Here is a 25,693-nt window from a genome sequence, read left to right as displayed (position 1 = left end):
TTTCACTTCTCTTTCGTTAATTTTATACTTTCCCATTATAACGACTCGCCTGCTCTTTGGAAAGTACTTTTTATACTCGAATAGGAAATCGGCCAATTGTTTGCTCTTGTGGATGAACCAGCTGATACACTTGATCGGCACGATACGTTAAGAAATGCTTTTCCTTCTCCTTTTGTCCGATTTTTGCAGCAATAGGTAAAGTAAACTTCTTCTTCTTTTTATTCAAATAAGTTTGGCCTTTTTCAGTAAAACCCAGTATATGGAGCATCGTATTTTCTTGCTCCTCTTTTATCTCTGCTTCCTTGATCTGCAATAGAACATAGGTCAATAAACGCTGTAATCGCGGTTGCGTATATCGTTTAGTGCTGATTCTCTGCAAATATTCCGAAAAACTATCAGCGTCCTGTTCGATTATACGGTGTTCTATTCCTTCCCGCATTTGATATATCTTTCGAAGTTCCCCTAAAGAATTTGCTCTCAATTGATAATTTAAAAAAGGCCAAAAATCTGACCAAGCGATGGACATTTCAGTCAATTCTTCCAGCGTCTCTCTTGGAACAAAAGAAGACACATCCTCATTAGCTAAAACCGCCTGTCGAATACCTGTAGCACTAGCATACTGATTAGCGACCAATGATTGATCATGGTAACCTTGGTCTTTTCTATGCAGTGGGAAAATCTCCATTGGACGCTCATAGAGGGCATTTTCTTTAGCATAGCTTAAGCCTAAAATATGATTTGGAGGAAAATCTTGCGCCTTTGGATACAATCGTGAAACAACTCCTGCCATTTTTTCAGGATAGCTCCAGCCGATAGGCAATTCATGAAATAATTGATCAATCGCATTTTTTTCTTCAATAAAAAAACGACCATAATCCAGATAGTCAAATTTAGAATCACTATCTGTCCCAAAACACAGAGCGTCACACCCCAAAGCCTGCAATAGTTTAATACTACCCTTTGCAAAATAATCTGCAGATTGAACGGCCCAAGAAAACGGTAGCTCAACAACAAGATCTACACCATTTTTCAATGCTGCATTAGTTCGTGCCCATTTATCAAGAATCGCAGGCTCTCCTCGCTGTAAAAAATTTCCGCTCATCACTGCAACCACAACATCCGCATCACTCATTTCTCTAGCCTTCTCGGCATGATAACGATGCCCATTATGAAATGGATTATACTCAACAACAATTCCGCAACTTCTCATATTCTTCCTCCTTTCCAGAAATAACTAGTGCTTATACAAGTTCAATATAATTTTGTTGAACAGCCCATCCATGTACCCTCCAACAATTGACAGTAGCAAAAATGAAACGAACAAAAAAACCGAGATCACTCTCGGCTATTTTTGACAGACAAAAAACCAGCGTTTACTTGTCTCAATCGGACCCTCATCAGTGAAGTCCGCAAAAACCTCAACGTTAAAACCAACTTCAGTCAGCATTTTTTGATACATTTCCAAAGGATACGTTCTTTCCTTATGCAACTCATCAAACCGCTCAAACATTTCACTATCCATTTTCACAAAGAATGTTAAAAAATGTTCGATACTATAGTCGGAATCTCCTGAGTAACTATCCCAAAGAAACGCAAAATCTTCAGTTTGATCATGAAAACTATAATTTGGAAAAACTTCTTCCATTTGGTAAATAGAATGAACGTCGAAAATGAATGTTCCAGATTCTTTTAACAACTGATAAACACCCTTGAAAACTTGCTGAACTTGTGTTGCATCTTGCATATAGCACAGCGAATCAGAAAAGCAAGTCACTGCTTGATACAGTCCGATATCTGTTAAGTCAAGCATATCTCCAGCAACCCAGTTAATGGAAACCTCTTCTTGAATTGCACGATCACTAGCCAATGTTAACATTTCTTCAGACAAATCCAAACCAGTCACATCAAAACCTTTTTTAGCAAATTCTACTGCTAACGCACCTGTTCCACAAGCTAACTCCAAAACTTGATTTGCTGCTTTTGGTAAATGACGTAATGAAAAATTCAACCACTGCTGATACAAAGAATCATCCATTACCTCATCGTAGACAAAAGCAAATGTCTCATAAGCCATTAGTCCAACCAAGTATCGATATTTTCAAGCGGTGCATCTGACCATAATTTTTCTAAATTATAAAATTCACGCTCTGAAGTACTAAAAACATGAACGATCAAATCCCCTAAGTCGATTAAGACCCATTTACCGCCATCTTTTCCTTCAACACGCTTTACTTCAACATGCGCTTCTTCTTCTTTATCGATAATCTCATCCACGATCGCATTGATTTGACGATCAGAATTGGCTGAACAAATCATGAAATAATCTGCTAATAACGAGACCTGCGAAACATCAAGGGCCACGACATCAACCGCTCGTTTTGAATCGGCTGCCTTCACGGCGATTTCTAACATATTTTTACTATCTATGATAATTCTCCTCCTTATTTCTTACCATTATACATTTTATCTAAATAACTTTAACAATCAACAAATTGTCTTACACTCTCAAAAATCCGTTGTTAAGATTAGATTTTCTTTCTTATTGCATCCCAGCAACCCAACGATTATAAGTTTCGATCGTTTTGGGATAAACTGGATTTTCTGTCTCGACTAAATGAGCCAGTGTATGTTTGGTTTCAAACGCCACAGCCTGATCTAAATCGCTAAATGCAATCACCCGTGCATCCGCCACACTCGGAAAATTTCTTCCCGGTTCGATATAATCCGCCACATAAATAATTTTATCTAACAAAGTCATCTTTGCTGCACCTGTGGTATGCAGGCGGATAGCATTTAGAATTTCTTCGTCAGTAATCTTTAACTCGCGAGCGACGAAATCCGCACCTACAAGCCCATGCCAGATAGCATTTCCATATTTTAACAGCTCGGTTTTATTCTCATAGCTGCCCCGTTCGATAGCAAGCTGAAATTCATCATCTGAGCGTTCTTTCGCATAGTCATGTGTTAACGCTGCAATACTTGCTTTTTCTGGGGATTCACCAAATCGTTCAGCCAATGCAACCGCCGTTTCTTCTACACCTAAAACATGCTTAAAGCGTTTTTCGCTCATTCGCATCTGAACAGCTTGCATCAATCCTTCACGCTCCATAGCTGTATATCTGTCACTATAGTTCATCAAGATACAAACCTTCTTCCACAATATATTCACACACACGATCAGGTACGAGGTAACGAATCGAACACCCTTGCTTAACCTGTTTACGGATGTACGAAGAAGATAACTGAATCTCAGGGACATCTACCCAAATAATTGGATAAGGACTTTCTAGGGTGTAACCCGCTCGTTTGACACCAACAAAATTAACAACGCGAACCAATTCATCAATTCGATGCCATTTTGGCAAATACGCTACTTCATCTCCACCGATAATAAAATAGTACTCCGTATCTGGATTTTCAGCAGTTAATTCCAACATCGTATCAATTGTATAACTTTTACCCTTACGAACTAGTTCTCGTGTATCGACTGATAAAAAAGAGTTGTCTTCAATAGCCAATTTAACCATCGCCAAGCGATGCTTACTATCGATTGTCTTCTTTTCATCCACATGCGGCGGCAAATAACTCGGCAACAGATGCACTTCATCAAATCCCATTTTTTGCCCGACTTGCTCCGCAATCATTAAATGCGCGTGATGAATCGGATTAAAATTACCTCCCAACAGCCCTACTTGCTTTTTAGGCATGGCAGTGTCAGTCATTGGATTGACTTTAGGAATCGTTAAGACATCTTGATACAACGGTTATTCCCCCTTGTTTTATTAGATATATCGAAGTTTATATGCTTTGAACTTCTTTTGATATTTTTTGATATTTTTCCTTGTTTGAAGCTTTGTACAAAACTAGTACACGTCCAATGATTTGAACAATTTCACAATGGACTCTTTCTTCTAAAACATGAGCCACATCTTCAGCAAGCTCATCAGTGTTTTGTAATAAATTAATCTTGATTAACTCTCTTTTTTCCAATGCTTCAGCGATTTGAACAATCACTGCATCGTTGATCCCATTCTTACCGATTTGAAAAATCGGTTGTAAGTGGTGCGCTTGACTACGTAAGAAACGCTTTTGTTTTCCTCTTAATTCCATTAATACTCCCCTTATTCGGATAAAATTTTTTAAACTAATGCCTTTCGGGTCAATACATCTACACCTTTTGGTGCCCAACCCGCAACGACTGCTGGTTTTGACACCGTTACCCATCCTAGTCCAGCAAAAACAATATCGCTCTTTTCTTTAATTGAAAATTCAAAACGAACTAATTCAGGAAAATCTATCACCTCATCCGGTCGTGGAGGTTGCAACAAACCACCAACGTGTTTCTCATAAAAGGCATCAGCTTTTTCTAGTTTTGTCCGATGCGGTTCGATATCATTGGATACATAAGCAACAAAAGATGCTCGTTCTCCTTGGATAAAGTCGAAACGCGCTAATCCGCCTAAAAATAAAGTTTGTCCCGCATTCAACTGGTAAACTTTTGGTTTGATTTCTTTATGAGGCGCGATGATTTTCAAATCCTTTTTTCCTAGATAGTGTGCCATTTGATGACGGTGAATGATTCCTGGCGTATCAAAGAGATAGTTCCCATCATCTAGTGGAATCTCAATTTTATCCAAAGTCGTGCCGGGAAACTGCGAAGTTGTGATTAAGTCTTGTACTCCTGCAGTTTGTTTAATGATTTGATTGATCAATGTTGATTTCCCAACATTAGTCACACCCACCACGTATACATCGCGACCATCACGATATTCTTCTATCTTCTCTAATAAATCAGCCATTTCATTAGCCTTACGGGCACTAGTCAGTAAGATATCAACTGGACGTAAGCCTTCCTCATGAGCGCGTTCCCGCATCCACTGAGTTAAACGACCTCTCTTCAACGATTTAGGAAGTAAGTCAACCTTATTACCGACTAAAAGTACAGGATTATCTCCAACAAAGCGATGCAATCCAGGAATCAATGAACCATTAAAATCAAAGATATCTACTACATTTACGATCAACGCATCCGCTTTACCCAGTTCGTTCAACAAGCGTAGAAAATCATCGTCTGTCAAAGCAACATCTTGAATTTCGTTGTAATGTCGAAGGCGGAAACAACGCTGACAGTATACTTCGCCGTTCGCTAACCCTTTTTCTAAAGCTGATTGCGGAGTATAGCCTAATTCATTCGGATGCTCCGTTTGAATTTTTGCGCCACAGCCGATACAAAATAATTCTTCTTCCATTATAATTCACTCTTCCATTTCATCTCAGGATCATTGCGTAATAAAATATGCATCACACGACGTTCAAAGAAACGATTGATTCGTGTGTTCCAGCCATCGGTGTCAAGGATCGGACGGACAAGAATACTGCGGATGCCTGCCGCACTCGCCCCTCGAATATCCGTCATAACTTGGTCTCCGATCATGACTATCTCATCTTTTGAAACACCTAATCGTTTTTGTGCATTTATTATTCCAACAGAAAAAGGCTTCATCGCTCGCGACACAAAATCCAGTTCAAAACTTTCTAATGCCTTAGCGACGCGACTGGCTTTATTATTCGAAACGACCACCACGGGGATCTCTGCCTCGTCCATCATTTTTAACCAATCAATCAACTCTTTCGTTCCATTGGGATTATTCCAAGCGATCAAAGTATTATCTAAATCCGTCAATACCGCTTTAAATCCGTGAGCTTTCAATTGTTCCGGGGTTATCTGATAAATGGCTTCGACCATCCACGTTGGTTTGAATTTATCTAACATGGCAACTCCTATAACTTTATTTATACTTCTACAAAACCTGATTATAACGCAAATTTTTTGAAAACTCTACATTTGGGTACAAAGGTTTAAAAAAAGACTAGGCTTTATCCGCCTAGTCCCATTAATTCTATAATACTTTTGATAAAAAGTCGATTGTTCGAGAATTTTGTGTGTGATCGAAAACTTCTTCTGGGGTACCTTCTTCAACAATCACACCACCATCCATAAAAATGACACGGTCGCCAACTTCTTTGGCAAAACCCATTTCATGAGTCACAATCATCATAGTCATGCCTTCTTTTGCCAGTTGTTGCATAACTTGTAACACGTCGCCGACCATTTCAGGATCAAGAGCAGATGTTGGTTCATCAAATAGCATAACATCTGGTTGCATCGCTAATGCTCTAGCAATAGCAATCCGTTGCTGCTGACCGCCAGATAGAGATTGTGGATACGCCTCAGCCTTTTCTGACAAGCCGACTTTTTCTAGTAATTCTTTGGCGATTTTTTCAGCATCGGTTTTAGATATCCCTTTAACCTTGATGGGCGATAAAGTAATGTTGTCTAAAACCGTCATATTGGGAAATAGGTTAAATTGTTGGAATACCATCCCCATTTTTTCCCGTGTTTTGAAAATATCATTTTTTTTATCTGTAATATCTGTTCCCTCAAATCTGATCGTACCAGATGTAGGAACTTCTAATAAATTGACGCAACGTAAAAATGTGCTTTTTCCTGAACCAGACGGTCCGATGATTACAACCACTTCTCCTGGCGTAATCTCTGCGGAAATATCTTTGAGAACCTCATTGTCGCCAAATTTTTTATTTAAATGTTCAATTTGAATCAATGCTTCCATCATTATTAGCGCTCCTATCTCATATCAAAGAATTCATTTTTATCTCGGTCAATAGCTCACTACATTTCCAACATTTAAAAACAACCTCTTATGTTAAACATAGTGTAATTTCTAGAAATTGACAATGATAAACTTATCTTTGGTATCCTTTTCCAAGTTTTTTCTCCCATAAATTAAGTAGACGCGAAGTGACAAAAGTCATCACGAAGTAAAGTGCCGCAGCTACAAAATAGGGTTCCAATGGAATATAAGAATTTGAGATAACGATTTGAGCAGAGCCCATTAATTCATTGATTCCAATTGCAGTTAATAAGGAGGAATCTTTTATCAAAGTGATAAACTCGTTGCCTAAAGGCGGTAAAATATTTCGTAATGCTTGAGGCAAAATAACAAAACGCATCGTCTGTGCGGGACGCAGCCCTAATGAGTGAGCGGCTTCTGTCTGTCCATAATTGACAGCTGTTATCCCGCCCCGAATGATTTCAGCGACATAAGCTCCAGAATTCAATGACAAAACGATCATCCCAGGTATCAAACGTCCGAGATCAACAGTCAAAACACCGACTTCTAAATCTTTTGAAGGAAATAATCCTTGAAGAACTAGAAAACCGATCATAATTTGCAATAACATTGGAGTGCCACGAAGTACTTCGATGTAAATATTAGCTAGCCAATTTAGCGGTTTGTGTTTGGAGAGCTTTAGAAGGGCCATCACTAGCCCGATAAATGTTCCTAAAACAACTGTTACGAGTGAAATAATTACTGTAATACCAGCACCTGATGCAAAGTAAGATAAGTATTTATCCAAAAATGAAAAGTTCAATGCTGGGTCCCTCTATTCTGCTGATTTTTCGGCTAGTTCATGATTTTGTTTAACATACTCATCAATCTTGCCTTCATCATTTAACTTTTTAATAATTTTATTTATTTCTGTTTGCAATTCTTCGCTACCCTTAGGTAAGGCTATCGCAAATGCTTCATCCTTTGAGGCTTTCAAATCAATATTAGCGATCATCAAATCAGAATTTTGCTGCACATATGATTCAGCGATTGTTTTTTCTACCACCATTGCATCCAATGAACCGCTATTTACTTCAACTACCATGTTCGGAACTTTTTCGATTGAAACAGGTTTTGAATCTTTTAATTGCGTTTTAACGATATCTTCTTGAATCGAACCTTTTTGCGCCCCAACATTCTTATCTTTTAAAGAATCAATACTTGTGAATTTGTCTTGATTTTTTTTGTTGATAATTAATACTTGTGGCGGATTGTAGTAATTGTCTGTAAAGTCAAATTGTTCTTGACGTTCTTTGGTTGCAGAAATTGCAGAAATAGCGATATCTGATTTTCCTTCTTTTAATGAAGCTAAGACTGTATTGAAACTCATATCGGATACTTCTGCCTTCACACCTAACTCCTCAGCGATCGCATTGACTAAATCAATATCAGCACCGACGATTTTGTCTTTTCCGTCCACCATTGTATGGAATTCAAACGGTGCATAATCAGCTGATGTTGCTACTTTTAATACGCCTGCCTTTTTTATTGCTGCTAATTGATCCTCAGATTTTGCATTTGATGAATCAGCAGTTTTATCACTGCCTCCTCCACAAGCTGCTAAAGTGAATAGTGCTACTAATGTCATAACTAAGCCGGTAATCTTTTTCATCCTGTTTCCTCCTAAAATATAATTACTATTACTTAACTCTCGAAAAAATGGTTATAGTATGTATAGTAGTTTGATTGTTCCTATATAACAGTTGAACTAGTATCCACCTTTTGAGTGCTTTTTCAATGAATTTATTATAGCATGAAAATTTCATAAAACAAGCGTTTTTATGAATAAATATTAATATTTTTTTATATAAGCGGCTCTAGAATGTATATATTCAAATTACTATGAATATATATTTTTTATTCACCACCTTTTTGTGCTAACTGATTGTTTTCTTCAACCATCTTTTCTATCAAGTTCTCTTCTTTCATTTCTTTAATATATTTATTAAGTTCATTGACCAATTTTTTATTGCCTTTCGGAACTGCGATACACAACGAGTCCTCCTTCATACTTTTCAATGAAATATTCGCAATCATTAGTTCCGGATTTTTATTGACATATGCTTCCGCTACAGTTTTTTCAACCACTAACCCATCCAATGAACCATTTTTTACTTCCACAAATATATTCGGTAACTTTTCGATTGAGACTAGCTTTGCGTCTTTCATTTGTTCCTTCACAATATTTTCTTGGATCGTGCCTTTTTGTGCGCCAACCTGTTTACCGGAAAAATTATCAATTGACGTAAATTCATCTGCATGTTGTTTGTTAATCACGATTACTTGAGGTGATGTATAGTAATCTGTGGTAAAATCAAAACTTTCCTCACGTTCATCAGTAACAGAAATCGCTGAAACTGCAACATCGGCTTTTCCTTCTTTTGCAGCTGCTAAAACTGCATTAAAACTCATATCTAACCACTCAACTTTTACATCCATTTTCTTTGCAATTGCTTCCATCATCTCAATGTCGGCACCCACGATTTTATCTTTTCCATCTATCGTTGTATGAAAACCAAAAGGCGCGTAATCTGGCGAAGTTGCTACTTTGAGAACCCCATTCTCTTTGATAGTATCCAATTTGTCCTTTTTTTCAGTATTACCACATGCCGCGAATACAAATAAACTTAATCCCGTTAAAACAACCTTCAACCCTTTTTTCATAACCTAGCCTCCAAAATTCTTTTTTTCAGTATAGCATATTATTTCATATTTTCCACCCTTTTGTGTATATTTATTTATTATTAGTTTTATTTAACGCATAAAAAAACGACGGCATTTGCCGTCGTTGATCACACAATTAAAATTTACGAAATCGTTGATATCTTTTCTCGATTAATTCTTCAGTCGAGTACTTTGATAATTCGGTTATTTTTTCAATCAATGTTTTTTTCATCATACGAATGATTTTGTCTTCACCGAGGTTTTTACCTTTCAGCGTTTCTGGAATCACACGATCAATGACATCAAGCTCCAGTAATTCAGCCGCAGTGATTTTCATCAATTCTGCTGCCTCATCCGCACGTTTCCCGTCCTTCCAAAGAATCGAAGCAAAGCCTTCCGGTGAAAGAATTGCATAGATGCTGTATTCCATCATCCAGACTTCATCAGCTAATGCTAATGCTAATGCACCACCACTGCTACCTTCTCCAGTTACAATCGAAATAATCGGAACTTTTAAGTCCGACATCTCTAAAAGATTGCGGGCAATTGCCTCACCTTCCCCACGTTCCTCTGCCTCAACACCGCAAAATGCTCCAGGCGTGTTGACAAAGCAAATCACTGGGCGATTAAATTTCTCAGCCTGCTTCATTAAACGAAGTGCCTTACGATAACCTTCAGGATTGGGCTGACCAAAATTACGCTCCATATTTTCTTTCAGATCATTCCCCTTTTGAATCCCAATTACCGTTACCGGCTTACCCGAAAGATTCGCGATACCGCCAACGATGGCAGGATCATCCCCAAACAAGCGGTCTCCATGAAATTCTTGAAAGTCGGTAAAAATCTTTTCGAAATAATCTAGACTGGTCAAACGATCTTGATGTCTTGCCAATTTTACGATTTCTCCAGCAGTTAGACTCATTCTTCACACCAGCCCTTCTGTTGATGAAATGCTAATAATTGCGACAAACGATCCTTCAAGGTCATTCTTGGAACAATTTGATCAATAAATCCATGTTGTAAAAGAAATTCAGCCTTTTGAAAATCCTCTGGCAACTGTTGACGAATCGTTTGCTCGATTACTCGACGACCGGCAAAACCGACTAAAGTTTGCGGCTCAGCTAAAATAATATCGCCTTCCATTGCAAAGCTGGCCGTAACACCGCCTGTTGTTGGATCTGTCAGAACTGTGATATAAAGCAAACCTGCATTACTATGACGTTTGACTGCAGCGGAAATTTTTGCCATCTGCATCAATGAGAAAATTCCCTCTTGCATTCTGGCACCACCCGAAGCGGTAAATAATACCACGGGTAATTTTTCAATCACGGCTTTTTCAAAGAGTCGAGTGATTTTCTCACCAACAACCGTCCCCATACTTCCCATAATGAAATTAGCATCCATTACACCGATAGCAACAGTTTGATTATTGATTGTTGCTTTTCCTGTTAGTACCGCTTCATCTAACCCAGTCGTTTCTTTGGTCTTATCGATTTTAGCAAAGTACTCAGGAAAATCAATTGGATTTTTTTGTTCTAGTTGGTTATCCCAATCAGTAAAACTTTTTTCATCTATTGTTAGCGCTAATCGTTCCCAAGCGCTAATCCGGAAACTATAACCACAGTGAGGACAAACTTTTTCAGCACCGATTTCTTTTTTGTACAATGTTCGTTTGCAATTTGGACATTTTGCCCACATATCATCAGGCACAGTTGGCTTCGTCGTTGGTACACTATCGCGGTTAGGATTGATCCGAATGTAGTTTTTTTTCTTATTAAAAAGTCCCACCTAAATTCCTCCTACTCGCTTTGTTGCCACTCAGGTAAAAATGTTTTTTGTAAAAAACTTGTATCGTAATCACCAAAAAGTACACTTGGATGACTAATAAGGTCCATTTGGAATTCAACATTTGTAATAACTCCGTCTGAAACAAACTCACCAAGAGCACGCTGCATCTTCATCAAAGCGTCAAAGCGATCTTCACCATGAACAATGATCTTTGCAATCATTGAATCATAATACGGCGGAATTGTCACTCCACTATACATTGCGCTGTCTACTCGTAGTCCTAAACCACCGCTAGGTAAAAGCAGCGTTTTGATCTTTCCAGGAGAAGGCGCAAAATTGAACGCTGGATTTTCAGCGTTAATTCGACATTCAATAGAGTGGCCTTGAAACTTCACGTCTGATTGACTTAGTCCTAAAGGTTCACCGGCAGCAATTTTAATTTGCTTCTTCACGATATCGATTCCTGTAACCATCTCTGTGATTGGATGCTCAACTTGTATCCGAGTATTCATTTCCATAAAGTAGAAACTGCCGTCTTCATCGCGAAGAAATTCGATCGTACCAGCACTTTCATAATTTACAGCTTTTCCAGCTTTGACAGCTATATCCCCCAGCATTTTACGGTTTTCTTCACCGATCACAACTGAAGGGGCCTCTTCCAAAACTTTTTGGTTATTTCGCTGTAAGGAGCAATCACGTTCTCCCAGATGAATCACATTACCTTGCTGATCACCTAAAATCTGTACTTCGATATGTCGTGCTGGATAAATGATTTTCTCCATATACATTGCATCATCGCCAAAAGCAGCTTTGGCCTCTGACTTAGCAGATAGAAAATTCTTTTCAAGTTCGCTCTTCATAGGAACTTTACGAATCCCTTTTCCCCCGCCGCCAGCAGCTGCCTTTAGCATGACCGGATATCCGATTTTATCAGCTAACTTTTCTGCTTCTTCCAAGGTATCGATAGCCCCGTCACTACCTGGGATAACAGGAACGCCTGCTTGTTTCATCAACTGACGCGCGTGAATTTTATTTCCCATCGCATCAATGGTTTTTTCACTTGGTCCGATGAACTTGATATTGCATTCCGTACACATCGTTGCAAATAGGCTATTTTCTGACAAGAACCCAAAGCCAGGATGGATCGCTTCAGCATTTGTTACGATCGCCGCACTTAAGATCGCTTGCATGTTTAAATAGGATTCGCTTGAACGAGCTGGGCCGATACAAATTGCTTCATCAGCCATTTCTGTGTGCAAAGCTTCTTTATCCGCTTCGGAATAAACCGCGACCGTCTGAATTCCTAATTCACGGCAGGCACGGATGATTCGTACAGCGATTTCGCCACGATTGGCGATCAAAATTTTTGAAAACATAGACATCTATCCAATCATAAAGGTTAGTTCTGCTTCGGCTACTTTTTTTCCATCAACATAGGCGATGCCTTTTCCGCAACCAGCTGAAGAACGAACTTTTGTTAATTCTACTTCTAACACTAAAGTATCTCCCGGAACGACTTTCTTGCGGAATTTTGCTTTGTCGATCCCGCCAAAGTAAGCTGTTTTCCCTTTAAAATCTTCCATAGACAATAACGCGACAGCGCCAGCTTGAGCCATTGCTTCTACGATTAACACACCAGGCATTACTGGTTCGTGAGGAAAATGGCCTTGGAAAAATGGTTCATTAACAGAAACATTTTTCTTGGCTTTAATGCTTTTTCCAGCTTCTAATTCTTCCACCCGATCAATCAATAACATTGGATAGCGATGCGGGATAATTTCTTTGATTTCTTCAATCGTTAACATTTATTTTCCTCCTAGTTAATGCGGAATAACGGTTGTCCATATTCAACAACATCTTCATTTTCCACCAGAACCTCACTAATCGTACCATCAAAATCACTAGTGATTTCATTCAATAATTTCATTGCTTCGATAATACAAACGGTTTCGCCTTGCTTCACGGTATCGCCGACCGCTTTATAAGCGTCTTGTTCTGGTGTTGGCTGTAAGTAGACGATTCCTACAATCGGTGAAGTAATCACTTTCCCCTCACCTTTGTCCTCTGCAACTGAAACACTTTCTGAGTTCAAAGTCGGTGCAGCTGGAGCATTAGGTATCGCTGATACCGATTCTCCAGTTGGCTCAACTTGGACTGGTGCTGCAGCTTGGCGACTTGTCTGATTCTTATTCATATATAACTCAAAACTGCCTTCCCGTAAATCGAATTCGGTTAGGTTAGAATCATTAAATTGATTCAGCAGTTCTTTGACTTCATTGATTTCCATTAATTATGCCTCCCAGCGTTTCAAACAGATCACAGCGTTGTGACCGCCAAAACCTAGAGAATTACTTACAGCGTAATTGACTGGTGTTTCTTTTGCTTCGTTCACAACAACATTTGCTTTGATCTCTGGATCTACTTCTTGAATATTCGCAGTTGGCGGAATAAATTGATGCTGTAAAGCCATCAATGATGCTACTGCTTCGACACCGCCAGCGCCGCCTAATAAATGACCCGTTAATGATTTTGTACTGCTGACATAGGCGTTATCAGTTAAAGCCGCTTCAATTGCTTTACTTTCTGCTTTATCATTTGCTTGCGTACTTGTTCCATGAGCATTCACATAATTAACGTCTGCTGGTGTGATACCTGCTTCCTTAATCGCTTCAGTGATCGCTCTAGCTGCTCCTTCACCGTCTGGAGATGGTGCAGTCATATGGTAAGCATCACAGGTTGCTCCGTAACCTACGATTTCGCCTAAAATGGTTGCCCCACGCTTTTGTGCGTGCTCCAAGGATTCTAAAACTAAAATGCCGGCACCTTCACCCATAACAAAACCATTCCGATCTGTATCAAAAGGAATTGATGCGCGAGTTGGATCTTCTGAAGTGCTTAAGGCTGTTAATGCCGCAAAACCTGAAATTCCAATCTTGTTGATACAAGATTCCGCACCACCTGCAACGATGACATCTGAATAGCCATGCTTAATATTACGGAATGCTTCACCAATGGAATGAGTTCCACTAGCACAAGCAGTTACCGTACTAGTACAAATTCCTTTTGCTCCAATTCGCAAAGCAACATTTCCTGCTGCCATGTTCACGATTGCTAAAGGTACGAACATTGGCGATACGCGTGCTGGACCTTTTTTATCCATTTTGATCACTTGATCTTGGATCGTTCCCAGACCTCCAACACCAGAACCAATCATTACACCAAAGCGTTCCATATCTTCTTCTTCGGTGTTGATACCGCTCATTTCTAACGCCTCAAGCGCAGAATAGATAGCATATAATGAATAAGTCTCCATCCGTTTGGTATCTTTTTTAACAAAATATTTTTCCAAAGGGAAATCCTTTACTTCAGCCGCGACCGTAATACCTGTTTCACTTGCATCAAACCGAGTGATTGGTCCAAACCCATGATTTCCTTCTTTTAAATTCTTCAAAAATGTTTCTTCATCATTACCAATTGGTGAGGCAACACCAAAGCCTGTAATTACGACACGATTCATTTTATTCCGTCCTTTCTTTACATGACCATTCCGCCATCAACGTTCAATACTTGACCAGTGATGTAACTGTTTTGTGCTAAGAATACCGCAGCATTCGCCACATCATCAACGCTGCCAAAATATTTTAACGGAATTTGACCTTCCATCTGTTCTTTGACTTTATCATTCAGTTCATCTGTCATATCCGTTTTGATGAATCCTGGAGCAATCGCATTACACGTGATCCCCCGTGGAGCAACTTCTCTAGCTACTGCTTTAGTAAAGCCGATCACACCAGCTTTACTCGCTGCATAGTTGGTTTGCCCAACATTTCCGATCAGACCGACCACACTGGAAAGGTTGATGATCGCGCCAGCACGTTTCTTCATCATTTTCTTCAGAACCTGCTGAGTCATATTGAAGGTTCCCTTCAAATTTATATCCATGACTGCATCAAAATCTTCTGGTTTCATTCTCAATAATAACTGATCCTTTGTAATGCCCGCATTGTTGATTAAGATATCGATAGAACCTAAAACATCTTCACATTCCTTGATCATTTTCCCCGCATCATCAAACGAGCTGATATCTCCGCAAATTGCGGTGCATTTCACCCCAAAGGCTTCGATCTCAGCGATTTTATCTGCGGGAATAGCTTTACGGCCATTCAATACGATATTCGCACCAGTTTGAGCAAAAGCTTTAGCAGTACCCCAACCAATTCCACGGCTGCTGCCGGTTATAAACACTGTTTTATTCGTTAGTTCCATTCGGACCTCCTACTTCAATTTAAGGATATTTTTAAATGAAAATAAATAATTATCCCAAAAAGCTGACTGTTTCTGTTAAAGTCTTAACATCTTCCACACGACTTGTTGCTAACGAGCGGTCAATTTTTTTAATGAAGCCAGTCAATGTCTTTCCAGGACCGATTTCTATCATGCGTGAAACACCTAATTCTTTTAATGCTACGACGCTATCACTAAAACGCACGGGCGACATCACTTGTTTTGTTAATAACGAAACGACCTCGTCATTCGGCATGATCTTTGCGGTAGTGTTCGATATCACTGGCAGATTCATATCTTCGAAATTAATTGTCTGTAACACGTCATTCAATCGTTTACTTGCAGGCTCCAATAAAGCCGTATGAAATGGGCCGCTTACGTTCAACGGAATCATTCGCTTTGTTCCAGCAGCTTGCAATAATTCTTCCGCTTTTTCGACTGCGGCTACTTCGCCGCCAATCACGATTTGTTGCGGAGTATTATAGTTTGCTGGCGAAACAATTCCGAAAGCTGAAGCTTGTTGGCAACAGTCTTCAATGATTTCTGCGGAAGTATTCATCACAGCTACCATTTTTCCGCTACCAGTCGGTGCCGCTTCACTCATAAACTGTCCTCGTTTGTGAACAAGCTGAACGGCATCGCTAAACGCTAATGCGCCAGAAGCGACTAATGCAGTATACTCGCCTAGGCTCAAGCCTGCTACTGCATCAGCCTGAAATCCTTTAGCTGTTAACACACGTAAAAAAGCGGTGCTGACTGTCAAAATTGCTGGTTGCGTATATTTCGTTTCGTTAAGCTGAACGTTTTCTTCGAAGCACAAGTCTTCCATCGAAAAACCAAGTAAATCACTGGCTTCTTCAAATGTTTCTTTTACGACTTTCTCTTGCTGGTACAACTCTTTGCCCATTCCGACATATTGAGCGCCCTGCCCGCTGAACAAGAATGCTGTTTTCATGATCGTCTCCTAATAGCAGGAAAGGCCAGGCCTTACGCCTAGCCTTTTCCCGGAATTTTATTAATTAAGCGTTTTGTTGTTTTTCAACATATTCAACTAAATCTTTAACAGTTGTGATGCCATCTTCAGTTTCGATTTTCACATCAAATTCGTCTTCGATTTCGTTGATGATTTGGAATAAGTCCAAACTATCTGCCTCAAGATCCTCTTGGATATTTGTTTCTAATTTTACTTCCTCTTTCTCTACTCCTAGTTCTTCTACGATAATGTCTTGGATTTTTTCGAATGTCATAAGTTGTTTCCTCCGATAATTTTAAGTTTTAGTTTTTTATATTTTTAACAAACTTACAGCTGAATCAGCAGGTTTCCCCACGTTAATCCACCGCCATAGCCTGTCAATACCACTTTTTGATGACTATTTAAAGATAATACCTTCCCTTCAACAAGTTCATCCAATAAAATTGGAATGCTCGCTGCTGAAGTATTTCCATAATTCATTAGGTTCATAGGAAATTTTTCCATCGGCTCGTTCATTTTACGAGCGATTTTTTCAATGATTCGTTTATTGGCTTGATGCAGCAGGTAATAATCAACTGCTTCTTCACCGATAAATTCTTTCAAACTTTTAGTTACATCATTTAAGGCAAAGTTCCAGATTCCGCGACCATCCATTGATAGAGCCGTGATGGTTTCCGATCCTTCATGGAAGATATTACTGTTTTTACGGAAGCCAGAAGTTAATGCATTGGCACGTTCACCATCCGCTCGCAACATTTGTTTTATAATAGAAGGTTCTTGATTCGCCTCTAGTAAAACTCCCGCAGCGCCATCACCGAAAAGAACGGCTGATGAACGGTCTTGCCAGTTCAATAGCTTCGACGTTTTTTCACCGCCAATAACGATACCGCGTTTCATTCCACTGCGCACAAAATTTTCGGCTGTTGCTAGCGCGTAAACAAATCCAGCACAAGCAGCCGTTACATCAAAAGCCATCGCTTGTTTTGCTCCAAGTTGTCCTTGAACCTGACAAGCAACAGAAGGCGACGTATAATCTGGCGACATTGTAGCAACGATAACGAAATCTAAACTCATAGGATCAATCGCTGCTTTATCGATCAATTTTTTGGCAACCTGCAAGCACATGTCTGAAGTATTTTCAGCTTCAGCGATATGTCGTTGCTTGATTCCTGTCCGTGATTGAATCCATTCATCCGAAGTATCCATCCATTCGGCCAACTCATCGTTCGTGACGACTTTCTCAGGTAAATAGCGTGCTGTTGCGATTATTTTCCCGAAGCTCATACTCATTTGATCTCCTCTAAATAACTATATAGATTTACTAGTGCCTTTAAGAAAACCTCTTGTTCATCCGCATCAAGATCTTTAATTGCGCTTTTGACCATTTCATGATGAAAATGCTGATGGATGCGAAAAACTAATCGTCCTTTTTTCGTTAGTCCCAGCTTTACCACACGGCGGTCATCTTCACTACGGATACGTTCTACATAGCCCTTTTTCACTAAGCGATTGATTGATGTCGTCAAAGTCCCGACAGTTACTAATAATTCTCTAGCAACTTCAGTTGTCGTTTTTTTCTTGTACATTCCGATGGCATCAATGGTATGCATTTCTGTAATCGTCAGATCGCTAAATTGTGATTTTTTTAGTTCGTTTTCTTCAATCGACAGAACGTCGTTGAAAATAGAAACTAAATAGGTATTTAATTCTTCCCAGTTTCTTTCCATGTCCTCACCTAATTAGTTTGATTATCAAATCATTTGATGTTCAAACTATATCTTATTTTTTTTCTGAATGCAACACTCTTTTTTCAATTAACTAAAAATTAATGATCACGGTTGAATCTACCCCAGTTTCTCTATCATAAAATTACTTTGGTTATCAAAGGATTTTTACAGTAAAAAAATAAGCGGGAATCCCGCTTATTAATTATATGTTCCGATGCATTGGAATTGTATTATTGTTTGGATGAACCAATAAATATTGGATAACATCAATATTGCTAGCTTGAAAAGAAGCGGCACAGGCTTGCAAATATAGATCCCACATTCGATAGAAGGCTTCGTCTTTTTGCTCAATAATTTTATCTGTCACTTGATGAAAATTTTTCGTCCAATGTTCAAGCGTTAATTGATAATCGCGACGTAAGCTTTCAAGATCAATTAATTGCAACTCACTCTCTGTGATATGACCGATCAACTCAGTTACACCTGGAATATAACCGCCTGGAAAAATGTATTGATTGATCCATGCGTTCTTCGCTCCGCCCTGTTGGCGACTGATACCATGAATCAACGCAGTTCCATTCGGCGCTAAATGCTTTTCGACAACCTTAAAGTATTCTTGCAGATTCTCTCCGCCAACGTGTTCAAACATACCAACACTCGTAATATGATCGAAAGTTCCCTTCAAATCACGATAATCCATTAATTCAACAGAAACCGTATCTTCTAGGTGGTCTTGTTTAATGATCTCTTGGATATGATGATATTGTTCTTCACTCAACGTAATTCCTTTAGCTTTGACCTTATATTCTTTCGCCGCAGTCAAAATCAACGTTCCCCAGCCGCATCCAATATCTAATAATGTCTCACCGGGGTGAATAAACAATTTATTAAGGATGTGATGTACTTTATTGATTTGCGCTTGTTCCAGTGTATCTTCCGGTGTTTCAAAATAGGCACAGGAATACGTCAATGTAGGATCTAACCACATTTCATAAAAATCATTACCTAAATCATAATGGCTATGAATATCGTGAGCCGATTGTTTTTTCGTATGTTTTTCCTTTGGCATCCACTTTTTAAAGCTATTATTATGGAAAAAGCCGTTTGCTTGATTGTAAACATCGTAGATTAAAGCTTGTAAATCACCTTCAATCTCGATTTTCTTATCCATATATGCCTCTCCAAGTGCTAACGAAGCATTATTAATTAGTTCTTTTACGGGAATCTTCTCGTTAAAAATAATTTTGAAGATGACTTCTCCTTCAGGATTTCCATACTCTTTAATCGAACCATCCCAAAAAGTTACCTGTGTTTTTTGAGAAAAAGATGGTTTAAATAATTGATTGTATACTTCTTTGTCTAACATATTATTGCCTCCCTCAAGTTATCTTCTGACTAAATCCTAATTAGTTCAAAAGATATGCCCTAGGTTGGGAGAAAAAATAGGAATTCCTCATAAAAATATAATCAAAATTTATATGAAACCCCTTAACAAAAAAGAGCACAAAAAAAACGGGTCTCCCCGTTTTATTGAATCAAATCATAAATTTCCATTGCAACGATGTCGATGTTGTCAAATTGATAAGATTGTTTGCTGTCGCTTTCAGTCAACTCAAATGTCTCTGTTGTATTATCATAAGTTACAGTACATTTTTCTACGCCTTCTTTTTCAAAACGACGCAATTGTACTTCATTATCAGTCGATTCAGTCATCGCTTCTAAGCGTTTAATAATGGCAACTAATTGTGAATGTTTCATCTAGGTGCCCCCCTTCTTCTCAATTCTGTCTTATTGTATCAAATCCGACCGTATCTTGCATTGATTTTCATCAATTAATTTATGATTTTTTTACTAAATCTAACTTAAGATTCTGTCCACCATAATTTGATCAACGCTTGAGTCCCATCATTTTCGAACCCTTGATCGGCTAACCGTTCATAAAGTTCCGTCGCTAATTTTGTCGCAGGCAGATCAAGCTGCATTTTTTTTGCTTCATCTAAAGCAATTTTCAAGTCTTTGATAAAGTGTTTGACGAAAAATCCAGGAGAATAATCTGATTTTAGGATACGAGGTGCATAATTCGTCATTGACCAGTTTTGGGCCGCACCACCGCCTAATGTCTCTAAAACTTTGGATACATCTAAATTTGCAGCTTTCGCATAAACTAACATCTCAGTCATTCCAGTCATTGTTCCTGCGATCATGATTTGATTAGCCATCTTTGTGTGTTGCCCTGCGCCCGCTGCTCCTTGAAGCGAAAAACTTTTCCCCATAATTTCAAAAAGAGGTATTATTCGTTTGTAAGCAGTTTGATCACCGCCAACCATAATTGTTAATGTACCATTCTGAGCTCCTAAGTCGCCGCCAGAAACGGGAGCATCTAATGCGTCAGCACCTTTTTCTTTAGCAGTTTGATAGATTCTCTCTGCTAATGTTGGAGTAGAAGTCGTCAAGTCAACTAAAAGCTTTCCTGTAACCTCTACCGAAAAAATACTGTTTGATCCATAATAAATTTCTTCAACATCACTTGGATATCCTACCATTGAAAAGACAATTTCACTAACACTAGTAACTTCGGCAGGAGTAGCTTGCCAAGCAGCACCCAATTCGATTAACTCGTCTGTTTTACTTTTTGTACGATTGTATACCGCTACTTCATGTCCTGCTGATAAAAAATGTTTGACGATAGATTTTCCCATTACGCCAGTTCCGATAAATCCTATTCTCATGCTATTAACCTCCAAAAATAAAAAATAATCCATCTCCAGTATACATGAAGAGATGGATTTCAGCTTTATTTATCCTCGCTATTTCTGAGAGAATTTATTCGTACCCGCATTTTTCGTACTGTTTGCGCAGGGGATCTTATTTCCGTATGATTTTCATCATAATAAACAAGCATTTCTTGATAAAAATTCAAAATTTCACTACCAAAACGTTCAGCTGAAATTTCGATCAACTTATTTTTTTGTACTTCAGGATTGATTGGAATTTGTTGCTGAACGTATCGAACGAAGCTATCGCTAAAATCTTCATCTCGTTCAAAAGTAATCCCCAAAGACTCGTCACTTAACAACTGAGCTAAATAGTCATTTCCTTCAACAATACATTGTGTCCCAGAAGCAATTGCCTCGGCATATGTCAGTCCTTGCGTTTCCGAAGTCGAAGCACTAACAAAATAATCCGCAGCATGATAGTAATACGCTACTTCTTCGTGAGGCACCTCTCCTGTAAACTGAACATATTCTTCAATACCTAATTCATGTGTCAATTCCTCTAAATCTTCCCGATAGGGCCCTTTTCCTACGATCACTAAGCGGGCATTAGGATAACTCATAAGAATTTCGGTAAATTGCTGCACAATGACATGAATATTCTTTTCATAAGAAATACGACTCAATGACAATATCATCAAATCATCTTTCTCTAACCCTAATTTCTTTCTCAAACGATCCGTATCTTCTTTAGTAATATCTGAACGCACAAAGCGAGTCACTTCGATTCCAGTCGGAATGATACGCATCGGAACTTCTACTTCATAGCGTTTCAACGTGTCCACTACCCGTTTACTTGGACACACTACTCCCGTGGAGTGATTAACAAACATTTTAATGAAATGTTTGACGTGAGTAGGTCTGACGACTTTTCCATTAGCAATATAGTGAAGATAATCTTCATACATCGTATGATACGTGTGAACAACAGGAATTCGTAGACGATTGGCCACCATTTTCCCTAAAAAACCAGATCCAAATTCTGTATGAGTATGGATAATTTCAAGTTCTAATTCTTTGGCTATTTGATAAGCAAACCAAATCCCCCGCACAACGATTCGACGATCTTTAAAAGATACGAATGGAACACTAGGCATCCGTACAATATCTTTCTCAAACTCATCAGCATCGGGATCTGTTGTCGTAAAAATATAGACCTCATGACCTTGCTTTTCAAGTTCATTTTTTAATGTTCTGATTGATGTCGCTACCCCGCTTACCTGGGGGAAATAGGTATCTGTAAAAAAGCCGATCCGCACGTCTATTCCTCCAAACTATTTTGTAACTTTTGTATAAACCTGATGATCGTAAGGCAGCTCTAAAACTGCTTGATAAACAGATTTTAATTCTGCACCAACTTGTGTGATGCTCTTTTCCTGAGCAGTTTTAAATCCAGCCATGGAAAGATTTGGCAAACGATGGTTCACTAACTGATGAATCAATTCTTTAAATTCTTGATTATCGTTCCCCATATAACAATTTTCGCGGTCCTTTAACCAACCTTCATAGACTGGGATATTTCTCAGCAGGACTTGTTGTTGACTTGCTAAAGCTTCCAATACAACAATCCCCTCCGTTTCCTCGTATGAAGGGAAGAAAAATAAGTCTGCACCTGAATAAGCTCCCTCAATTAGATCTCCATTAATGTATCCAGGGAAAATGACGTTCTCAGGATGATCTTTTTTCACAACACGACGAATATTCGCTGGAATTGAGAGCATTGGAACATCTCCAAACCAAATAAAGGTGTATTCTGGCATACCTTCTGCAATCTTTACAAAATCAAGAATTCCTTTACGCTCAAAAAACAATCCCACACATATAACGACTTTTTGTGTTTCAGTCAATTTGAAATGCTTACGAAAAGCTGCTTCCTTTTTTTCATCTGGATAGTATTTTCTCAAATCTATTCCATTGGAGATTGCTGCGATCGGTTGTTTTAGCCCATAGCCTCGTAATAATTTCTTTGAATAAGGAGTTGGCGTAATTAAATGGTCTGCTTGTTGATACAAGGCGACCAGCCATTTCTTAAACAATGGAGCCAACTGATTCGAGCCAACAAATGAATTACGAAAATCCTCTTCAGTCGAATGTGCATGAAAAATGACTTTTTTCCCAAGTCTTTTCGCTTTTCTAACCAGACTAAGACTCTTCGGTCCATACGTATTAATATGTAATATATCGTAATCTGTGTCTCTCGGATCAAGCGTGTAGTCAATCCCCATTGAGGATAAAGCTCTCTTTTGATGACTTAATGCACGGCCAATTCCAGATTTCCCAATAACATTTTGACCTTCAAAGTAAAGTAATATTTTCATATGCGGCCTCCTTAAAAACAAATCAATTATATCACAAGCGTTTGAGATTTATCTCGACCTATAGTCTGATTTTAAGCTGGTATCTTTTAATTACCCAATATAGATCGATCGTATCAAACAAAAAAGACCGTTGTCCGAAAAAGACAACGGTCTAAAAATTTAAAACTATTTTACATATTCATTAACTAATTCTTCTACTTCTTCCATTGTGTCGCATTCTTTCAACGCTTTTTCAGCTAATTCAGCCATATCAGTCGTTGTTAGACGTTTCATCAAGCTGCGAGTTCTAAGAACAGACGTTGCACTCATAGAGAATTCATCTAATCCCATACCCATCAGTAATGGAACTGCTGTTTGATCGCCAGCCATTTCCCCACACATACCAGCCCATTTACCTTCAGCGTGTGCTGCATCGATCACGTTTTTGATCAAACGTAAAATTGATGGGTTGTATGGTTGGTATAAGTATGAAACGCGTTCGTTCATACGGTCAGCTGCCATTGTGTATTGAATCAAATCGTTTGTTCCAATACTGAAGAAGTCAACTTCCTTAGCAAACTTGTCAGCTAAAACAGCTGCAGCAGGAATTTCAATCATGATTCCGACTTGAATCGTGTCAGAAACTTTTACGCCTTCTTTAACAAGTTTTTCTTTTTCTTCGTTGAACATTTTCTTCGCTGCACGGAATTCTTTTAGTGTTGCAACCATTGGGAACATGATGCGCAAGTTGCCATGAACAGAGGCACGCAACAATGCACGTAATTGTGTACGGAACATGTCATCGCCTAATTCTGATAAACTAATACGCAATGCACGGTAACCCAAGAATGGATTCATTTCGTGAGGTAAAGTTAAATAAGGTAACTCTTTGTCTCCACCGATATCCATCGTACGAACAACGACCGGTTTGTCACCCATGCCTTCTAGAACGGCTTTATAGGCTTCAAATTGATCATCCTCTGTAGGGAAATCAGAAGAGTCCATGTATAAGAATTCAGTACGATACAAACCAATCGCTTCAGCGCCGTTGTTATGAACGCCTTCAAGATCTTTTGGTGTACCGATGTTTGCTGCTAATTCAAAATGCTTGCCATCAGCTGTAACTGTTTCAGCATCTTTTAATTTTTCCCATTCGGCTTTTTGCGTAGCGTAAGCTTCGCCGGCTTTTTTGTATTCAGCCGCTTGATCATCCGTAGGGTTCACGATTGTTTCACCGATGATTCCGTTGACTGCCAGTACATCGCCTTCTTTTACTTTAGAAGTGATTTCTTTCGTACCAACGATCGCTGGGATTTCTAATGAACGAGCCATAATTGCTGAGTGAGACGTACGTCCGCCAATATCAGTAACAAAAGCTTTTACGAAGTTTTTGTCTAATTGAGCGGTATCACTTGGAGTCAAGTCATGTGCTACAACGATAACTTCTTCGTCAATCATTGATGGATCCGGTAACGTTACTCCTAACAAATGTGCCATTACACGTTTTGTTACATCACGGATATCTGCCGCACGCTCTTGCATATAAGCGTTATCATCCATCGCCTCGAACATGCCGATGTACATGTCAGTAACTTCTTTAAGTGAGCTTTCTGCGTTCACTTTATTATCATTAATATGTTGTTTGATTTGACCAATCATTTCTGGATCTGAAAGAACCATTAAATGAGCATCAAAAACTTGTGCTTCTTCTTCACCTAAGCTTTTCGCTGCTTTATCCCGAATTTTTTCTAATTCAGCAGAAGAAGCCGCCAAAGCGTCGTCTAAACGCTTTTCTTCGGCAGCAGTATCTTCTACATTATTTTGTTTGAAAGATAAATCCGGTTGTACTAGCAGATAAGCTTTTGCAACGGCAACTCCGTCACTTGCGGCAATACCTTTTAGTAATTCAACCATTATTCAGATAATCCTTCCTTTTTCATTGTTTCTACGATAGCTTCCATTGCTTCTTTTTCGTCAGCACCTTCAGCAGAGATAACAACATCAGACCCTTGGCCAACACCTAGAGACATAACGCCCATGATTGATTTAAGGTTAACTGATTTTCCTTTATACTCTAAGTTAATATCAGAGTTAAATTTGCTTGCAGCTTGCACCAATAAAGTTGCGGGACGTGCATGAATCCCTGTTTCTGCTACTACGTGAAAATCTTTTTTTTCCATATTGACCGTTCTCCTTTATAAAAAAAAATGTTTTTTTATGTTAGGGCTTTAATGATAACATCCATCATTTTGAGCCCTTCATTTTCTTAGATTACCATTTTTTTGCGGTGGATACAACAATTTTAGTCGATTTATTGTAGTGAAATGTATGCCCTTTCTTAAAATATCTAGTTTTATGGACTAAGTTCTTGATTTCGCTTGTTTTCATTTTTTTTACATAACAATACCGTCTTGAAAAAGCAATTGGAGGTTTCTTTTAGCACTCTCGTTGTTAGATTGCTAAAAAGTAAAACAAACTGTTTGCTTTTATTGAA

Annotated in this window: 30 protein-coding genes; all 30 read right to left on the bottom strand. The window is 38.8% G+C overall.

Annotation, left to right across the window (positions count from 1 at the left end; translation table 11 throughout):
- Positions 1-70 precede the first annotated feature (70 nt).
- The gene (locus IGI38_RS02980; RefSeq protein WP_438726487.1) at positions 71-1,210 is read right to left on the bottom strand and encodes a nucleotidyltransferase; all 1,140 of its coding nucleotides are present in this window, start codon (positions 1,208-1,210) and stop codon (positions 71-73) included.
- Between the two features lie 135 nt (positions 1,211-1,345).
- Positions 1,346-2,074: a class I SAM-dependent DNA methyltransferase gene (locus IGI38_RS02975; RefSeq protein WP_438726484.1), complete on the bottom strand. Its 729-nt coding sequence runs from the start codon at positions 2,072-2,074 to the stop codon at positions 1,346-1,348.
- Positions 2,074-2,430: a ribosome silencing factor gene (rsfS, locus tag IGI38_RS02970; protein WP_438730271.1), complete on the bottom strand. Its 357-nt coding sequence runs from the start codon at positions 2,428-2,430 to the stop codon at positions 2,074-2,076. The genes IGI38_RS02975 and rsfS overlap by 1 nt, the downstream gene beginning before the upstream one ends.
- 109 nt (positions 2,431-2,539) lie before the next feature.
- Positions 2,540-3,136: a bis(5'-nucleosyl)-tetraphosphatase (symmetrical) YqeK gene (yqeK, locus tag IGI38_RS02965; protein WP_438730268.1), complete on the bottom strand. Its 597-nt coding sequence runs from the start codon at positions 3,134-3,136 to the stop codon at positions 2,540-2,542.
- A complete protein-coding gene (locus IGI38_RS02960; RefSeq protein ID WP_438730265.1) occupies positions 3,126-3,722 on the bottom strand; it encodes a nicotinate-nucleotide adenylyltransferase in 597 nt (198 codons plus the stop codon). Before IGI38_RS02960 ends, yqeK begins: the two co-directional genes overlap by 11 nt.
- 76 nt (positions 3,723-3,798) lie before the next feature.
- Positions 3,799-4,110: a ribosome assembly RNA-binding protein YhbY gene (gene yhbY / locus IGI38_RS02955; RefSeq protein ID WP_438726481.1), complete on the bottom strand. Its 312-nt coding sequence runs from the start codon at positions 4,108-4,110 to the stop codon at positions 3,799-3,801.
- Between the two features lie 29 nt (positions 4,111-4,139).
- Positions 4,140-5,249 (bottom strand): ribosome biogenesis GTPase YqeH, encoded by a 1,110-nt coding sequence (yqeH, locus tag IGI38_RS02950; protein ID WP_438726479.1) that lies wholly within the window; start codon positions 5,247-5,249, stop codon positions 4,140-4,142.
- Complete coding sequence (locus IGI38_RS02945; protein ID WP_438726477.1) at positions 5,249-5,773, bottom strand: YqeG family HAD IIIA-type phosphatase; 525 nt, start codon at positions 5,771-5,773, stop codon at positions 5,249-5,251. The genes yqeH and IGI38_RS02945 overlap by 1 nt, the downstream gene beginning before the upstream one ends.
- A gap of 127 nt (positions 5,774-5,900) precedes the next feature.
- Positions 5,901-6,635: an amino acid ABC transporter ATP-binding protein gene (locus IGI38_RS02940; RefSeq protein ID WP_438726475.1), complete on the bottom strand. Its 735-nt coding sequence runs from the start codon at positions 6,633-6,635 to the stop codon at positions 5,901-5,903.
- A gap of 130 nt (positions 6,636-6,765) precedes the next feature.
- Positions 6,766-7,455, bottom strand: a complete 690-nt coding sequence (locus IGI38_RS02935) for an amino acid ABC transporter permease (protein ID WP_438726472.1) — start codon at positions 7,453-7,455, stop codon at positions 6,766-6,768.
- A 12-nt stretch (positions 7,456-7,467) separates the two neighbouring features.
- On the bottom strand, positions 7,468-8,304 hold the full coding sequence (locus IGI38_RS02930; RefSeq protein WP_438726469.1) for a transporter substrate-binding domain-containing protein: 837 nt from the start codon (positions 8,302-8,304) through the stop codon (positions 7,468-7,470).
- Between the two features lie 245 nt (positions 8,305-8,549).
- A complete protein-coding gene (locus IGI38_RS02925) occupies positions 8,550-9,356 on the bottom strand; it encodes a transporter substrate-binding domain-containing protein (protein ID WP_438726466.1) in 807 nt (268 codons plus the stop codon).
- A gap of 136 nt (positions 9,357-9,492) precedes the next feature.
- A complete protein-coding gene (locus IGI38_RS02920) occupies positions 9,493-10,278 on the bottom strand; it encodes an acetyl-CoA carboxylase carboxyl transferase subunit alpha (protein WP_438726463.1) in 786 nt (261 codons plus the stop codon).
- Positions 10,275-11,144, bottom strand: coding sequence for an acetyl-CoA carboxylase, carboxyltransferase subunit beta (accD, locus tag IGI38_RS02915; protein ID WP_438726460.1), 870 nt, complete (start codon positions 11,142-11,144; stop codon positions 10,275-10,277). Before accD ends, IGI38_RS02920 begins: the two co-directional genes overlap by 4 nt.
- An 11-nt stretch (positions 11,145-11,155) precedes the next feature.
- Positions 11,156-12,520, bottom strand: coding sequence for an acetyl-CoA carboxylase biotin carboxylase subunit (locus IGI38_RS02910; RefSeq protein WP_438726458.1), 1,365 nt, complete (start codon positions 12,518-12,520; stop codon positions 11,156-11,158).
- A gap of 6 nt (positions 12,521-12,526) precedes the next feature.
- Positions 12,527-12,949: a 3-hydroxyacyl-ACP dehydratase FabZ gene (fabZ, locus tag IGI38_RS02905; protein WP_137613493.1), complete on the bottom strand. Its 423-nt coding sequence runs from the start codon at positions 12,947-12,949 to the stop codon at positions 12,527-12,529.
- Between the two features lie 11 nt (positions 12,950-12,960).
- Positions 12,961-13,431, bottom strand: a complete 471-nt coding sequence (gene accB, locus IGI38_RS02900) for an acetyl-CoA carboxylase biotin carboxyl carrier protein (protein ID WP_438726455.1) — start codon at positions 13,429-13,431, stop codon at positions 12,961-12,963.
- Positions 13,432-13,434: 3 nt separating this feature from the next.
- Positions 13,435-14,661, bottom strand: coding sequence for a beta-ketoacyl-ACP synthase II (gene fabF, locus IGI38_RS02895; protein ID WP_438726452.1), 1,227 nt, complete (start codon positions 14,659-14,661; stop codon positions 13,435-13,437).
- A gap of 17 nt (positions 14,662-14,678) precedes the next feature.
- The gene (fabG, locus tag IGI38_RS02890; protein WP_438726449.1) at positions 14,679-15,410 is read right to left on the bottom strand and encodes a 3-oxoacyl-[acyl-carrier-protein] reductase; all 732 of its coding nucleotides are present in this window, start codon (positions 15,408-15,410) and stop codon (positions 14,679-14,681) included.
- A gap of 49 nt (positions 15,411-15,459) precedes the next feature.
- Entirely contained in the window at positions 15,460-16,383 is a 924-nt protein-coding gene (fabD, locus tag IGI38_RS02885; protein ID WP_438726446.1) for an ACP S-malonyltransferase, read from the bottom strand.
- A 64-nt stretch (positions 16,384-16,447) separates the two neighbouring features.
- Entirely contained in the window at positions 16,448-16,675 is a 228-nt protein-coding gene (locus IGI38_RS02880; RefSeq protein ID WP_010746005.1) for an acyl carrier protein, read from the bottom strand.
- Between the two features lie 53 nt (positions 16,676-16,728).
- Complete coding sequence (locus tag IGI38_RS02875) at positions 16,729-17,691, bottom strand: beta-ketoacyl-ACP synthase III (RefSeq protein WP_438726444.1); 963 nt, start codon at positions 17,689-17,691, stop codon at positions 16,729-16,731.
- On the bottom strand, positions 17,688-18,128 hold the full coding sequence (gene fabT, locus IGI38_RS02870; protein ID WP_438726441.1) for a fatty acid biosynthesis transcriptional regulator FabT: 441 nt from the start codon (positions 18,126-18,128) through the stop codon (positions 17,688-17,690). Before fabT ends, IGI38_RS02875 begins: the two co-directional genes overlap by 4 nt.
- 202 nt (positions 18,129-18,330) lie before the next feature.
- Positions 18,331-19,494 carry a class I SAM-dependent methyltransferase gene (locus tag IGI38_RS02865; RefSeq protein WP_438726438.1) on the bottom strand — a complete coding sequence of 388 codons (1,164 nt, stop codon included), beginning with the start codon at positions 19,492-19,494 and terminating at the stop codon, positions 18,331-18,333.
- A 161-nt stretch (positions 19,495-19,655) separates the two neighbouring features.
- A complete protein-coding gene (locus IGI38_RS02860) occupies positions 19,656-19,886 on the bottom strand; it encodes a YkuJ family protein (RefSeq protein ID WP_010740403.1) in 231 nt (76 codons plus the stop codon).
- A 104-nt stretch (positions 19,887-19,990) separates the two neighbouring features.
- Complete coding sequence (locus tag IGI38_RS02855) at positions 19,991-20,890, bottom strand: NAD(P)-dependent oxidoreductase (RefSeq protein ID WP_438726434.1); 900 nt, start codon at positions 20,888-20,890, stop codon at positions 19,991-19,993.
- 32 nt (positions 20,891-20,922) lie between these two features.
- A complete protein-coding gene (locus IGI38_RS02850; RefSeq protein ID WP_438726431.1) occupies positions 20,923-22,161 on the bottom strand; it encodes a glycosyltransferase family 4 protein in 1,239 nt (412 codons plus the stop codon).
- 15 nt (positions 22,162-22,176) lie between these two features.
- On the bottom strand, positions 22,177-23,220 hold the full coding sequence (locus IGI38_RS02845) for a glycosyltransferase (RefSeq protein ID WP_438726429.1): 1,044 nt from the start codon (positions 23,218-23,220) through the stop codon (positions 22,177-22,179).
- A 165-nt stretch (positions 23,221-23,385) separates the two neighbouring features.
- The gene (gene ptsP / locus IGI38_RS02840) at positions 23,386-25,113 is read right to left on the bottom strand and encodes a phosphoenolpyruvate--protein phosphotransferase (RefSeq protein ID WP_438726427.1); all 1,728 of its coding nucleotides are present in this window, start codon (positions 25,111-25,113) and stop codon (positions 23,386-23,388) included.
- A complete protein-coding gene (locus IGI38_RS02835) occupies positions 25,113-25,379 on the bottom strand; it encodes a phosphocarrier protein HPr (RefSeq protein ID WP_010745997.1) in 267 nt (88 codons plus the stop codon). Before IGI38_RS02835 ends, ptsP begins: the two co-directional genes overlap by 1 nt.
- Between the last annotated feature and the right edge of the window lie 314 nt (positions 25,380-25,693).

It is taken from the genome of Enterococcus sp. AZ128 (assembly GCF_051714485.1).
In the GTDB taxonomy this organism is placed as follows: Bacteria; Bacillota; Bacilli; order Lactobacillales; family Enterococcaceae; genus Enterococcus_A.
Note: the sequence above shows the minus strand (reverse complement) of the source record. Positions and strands in the feature narration are given on the sequence as shown.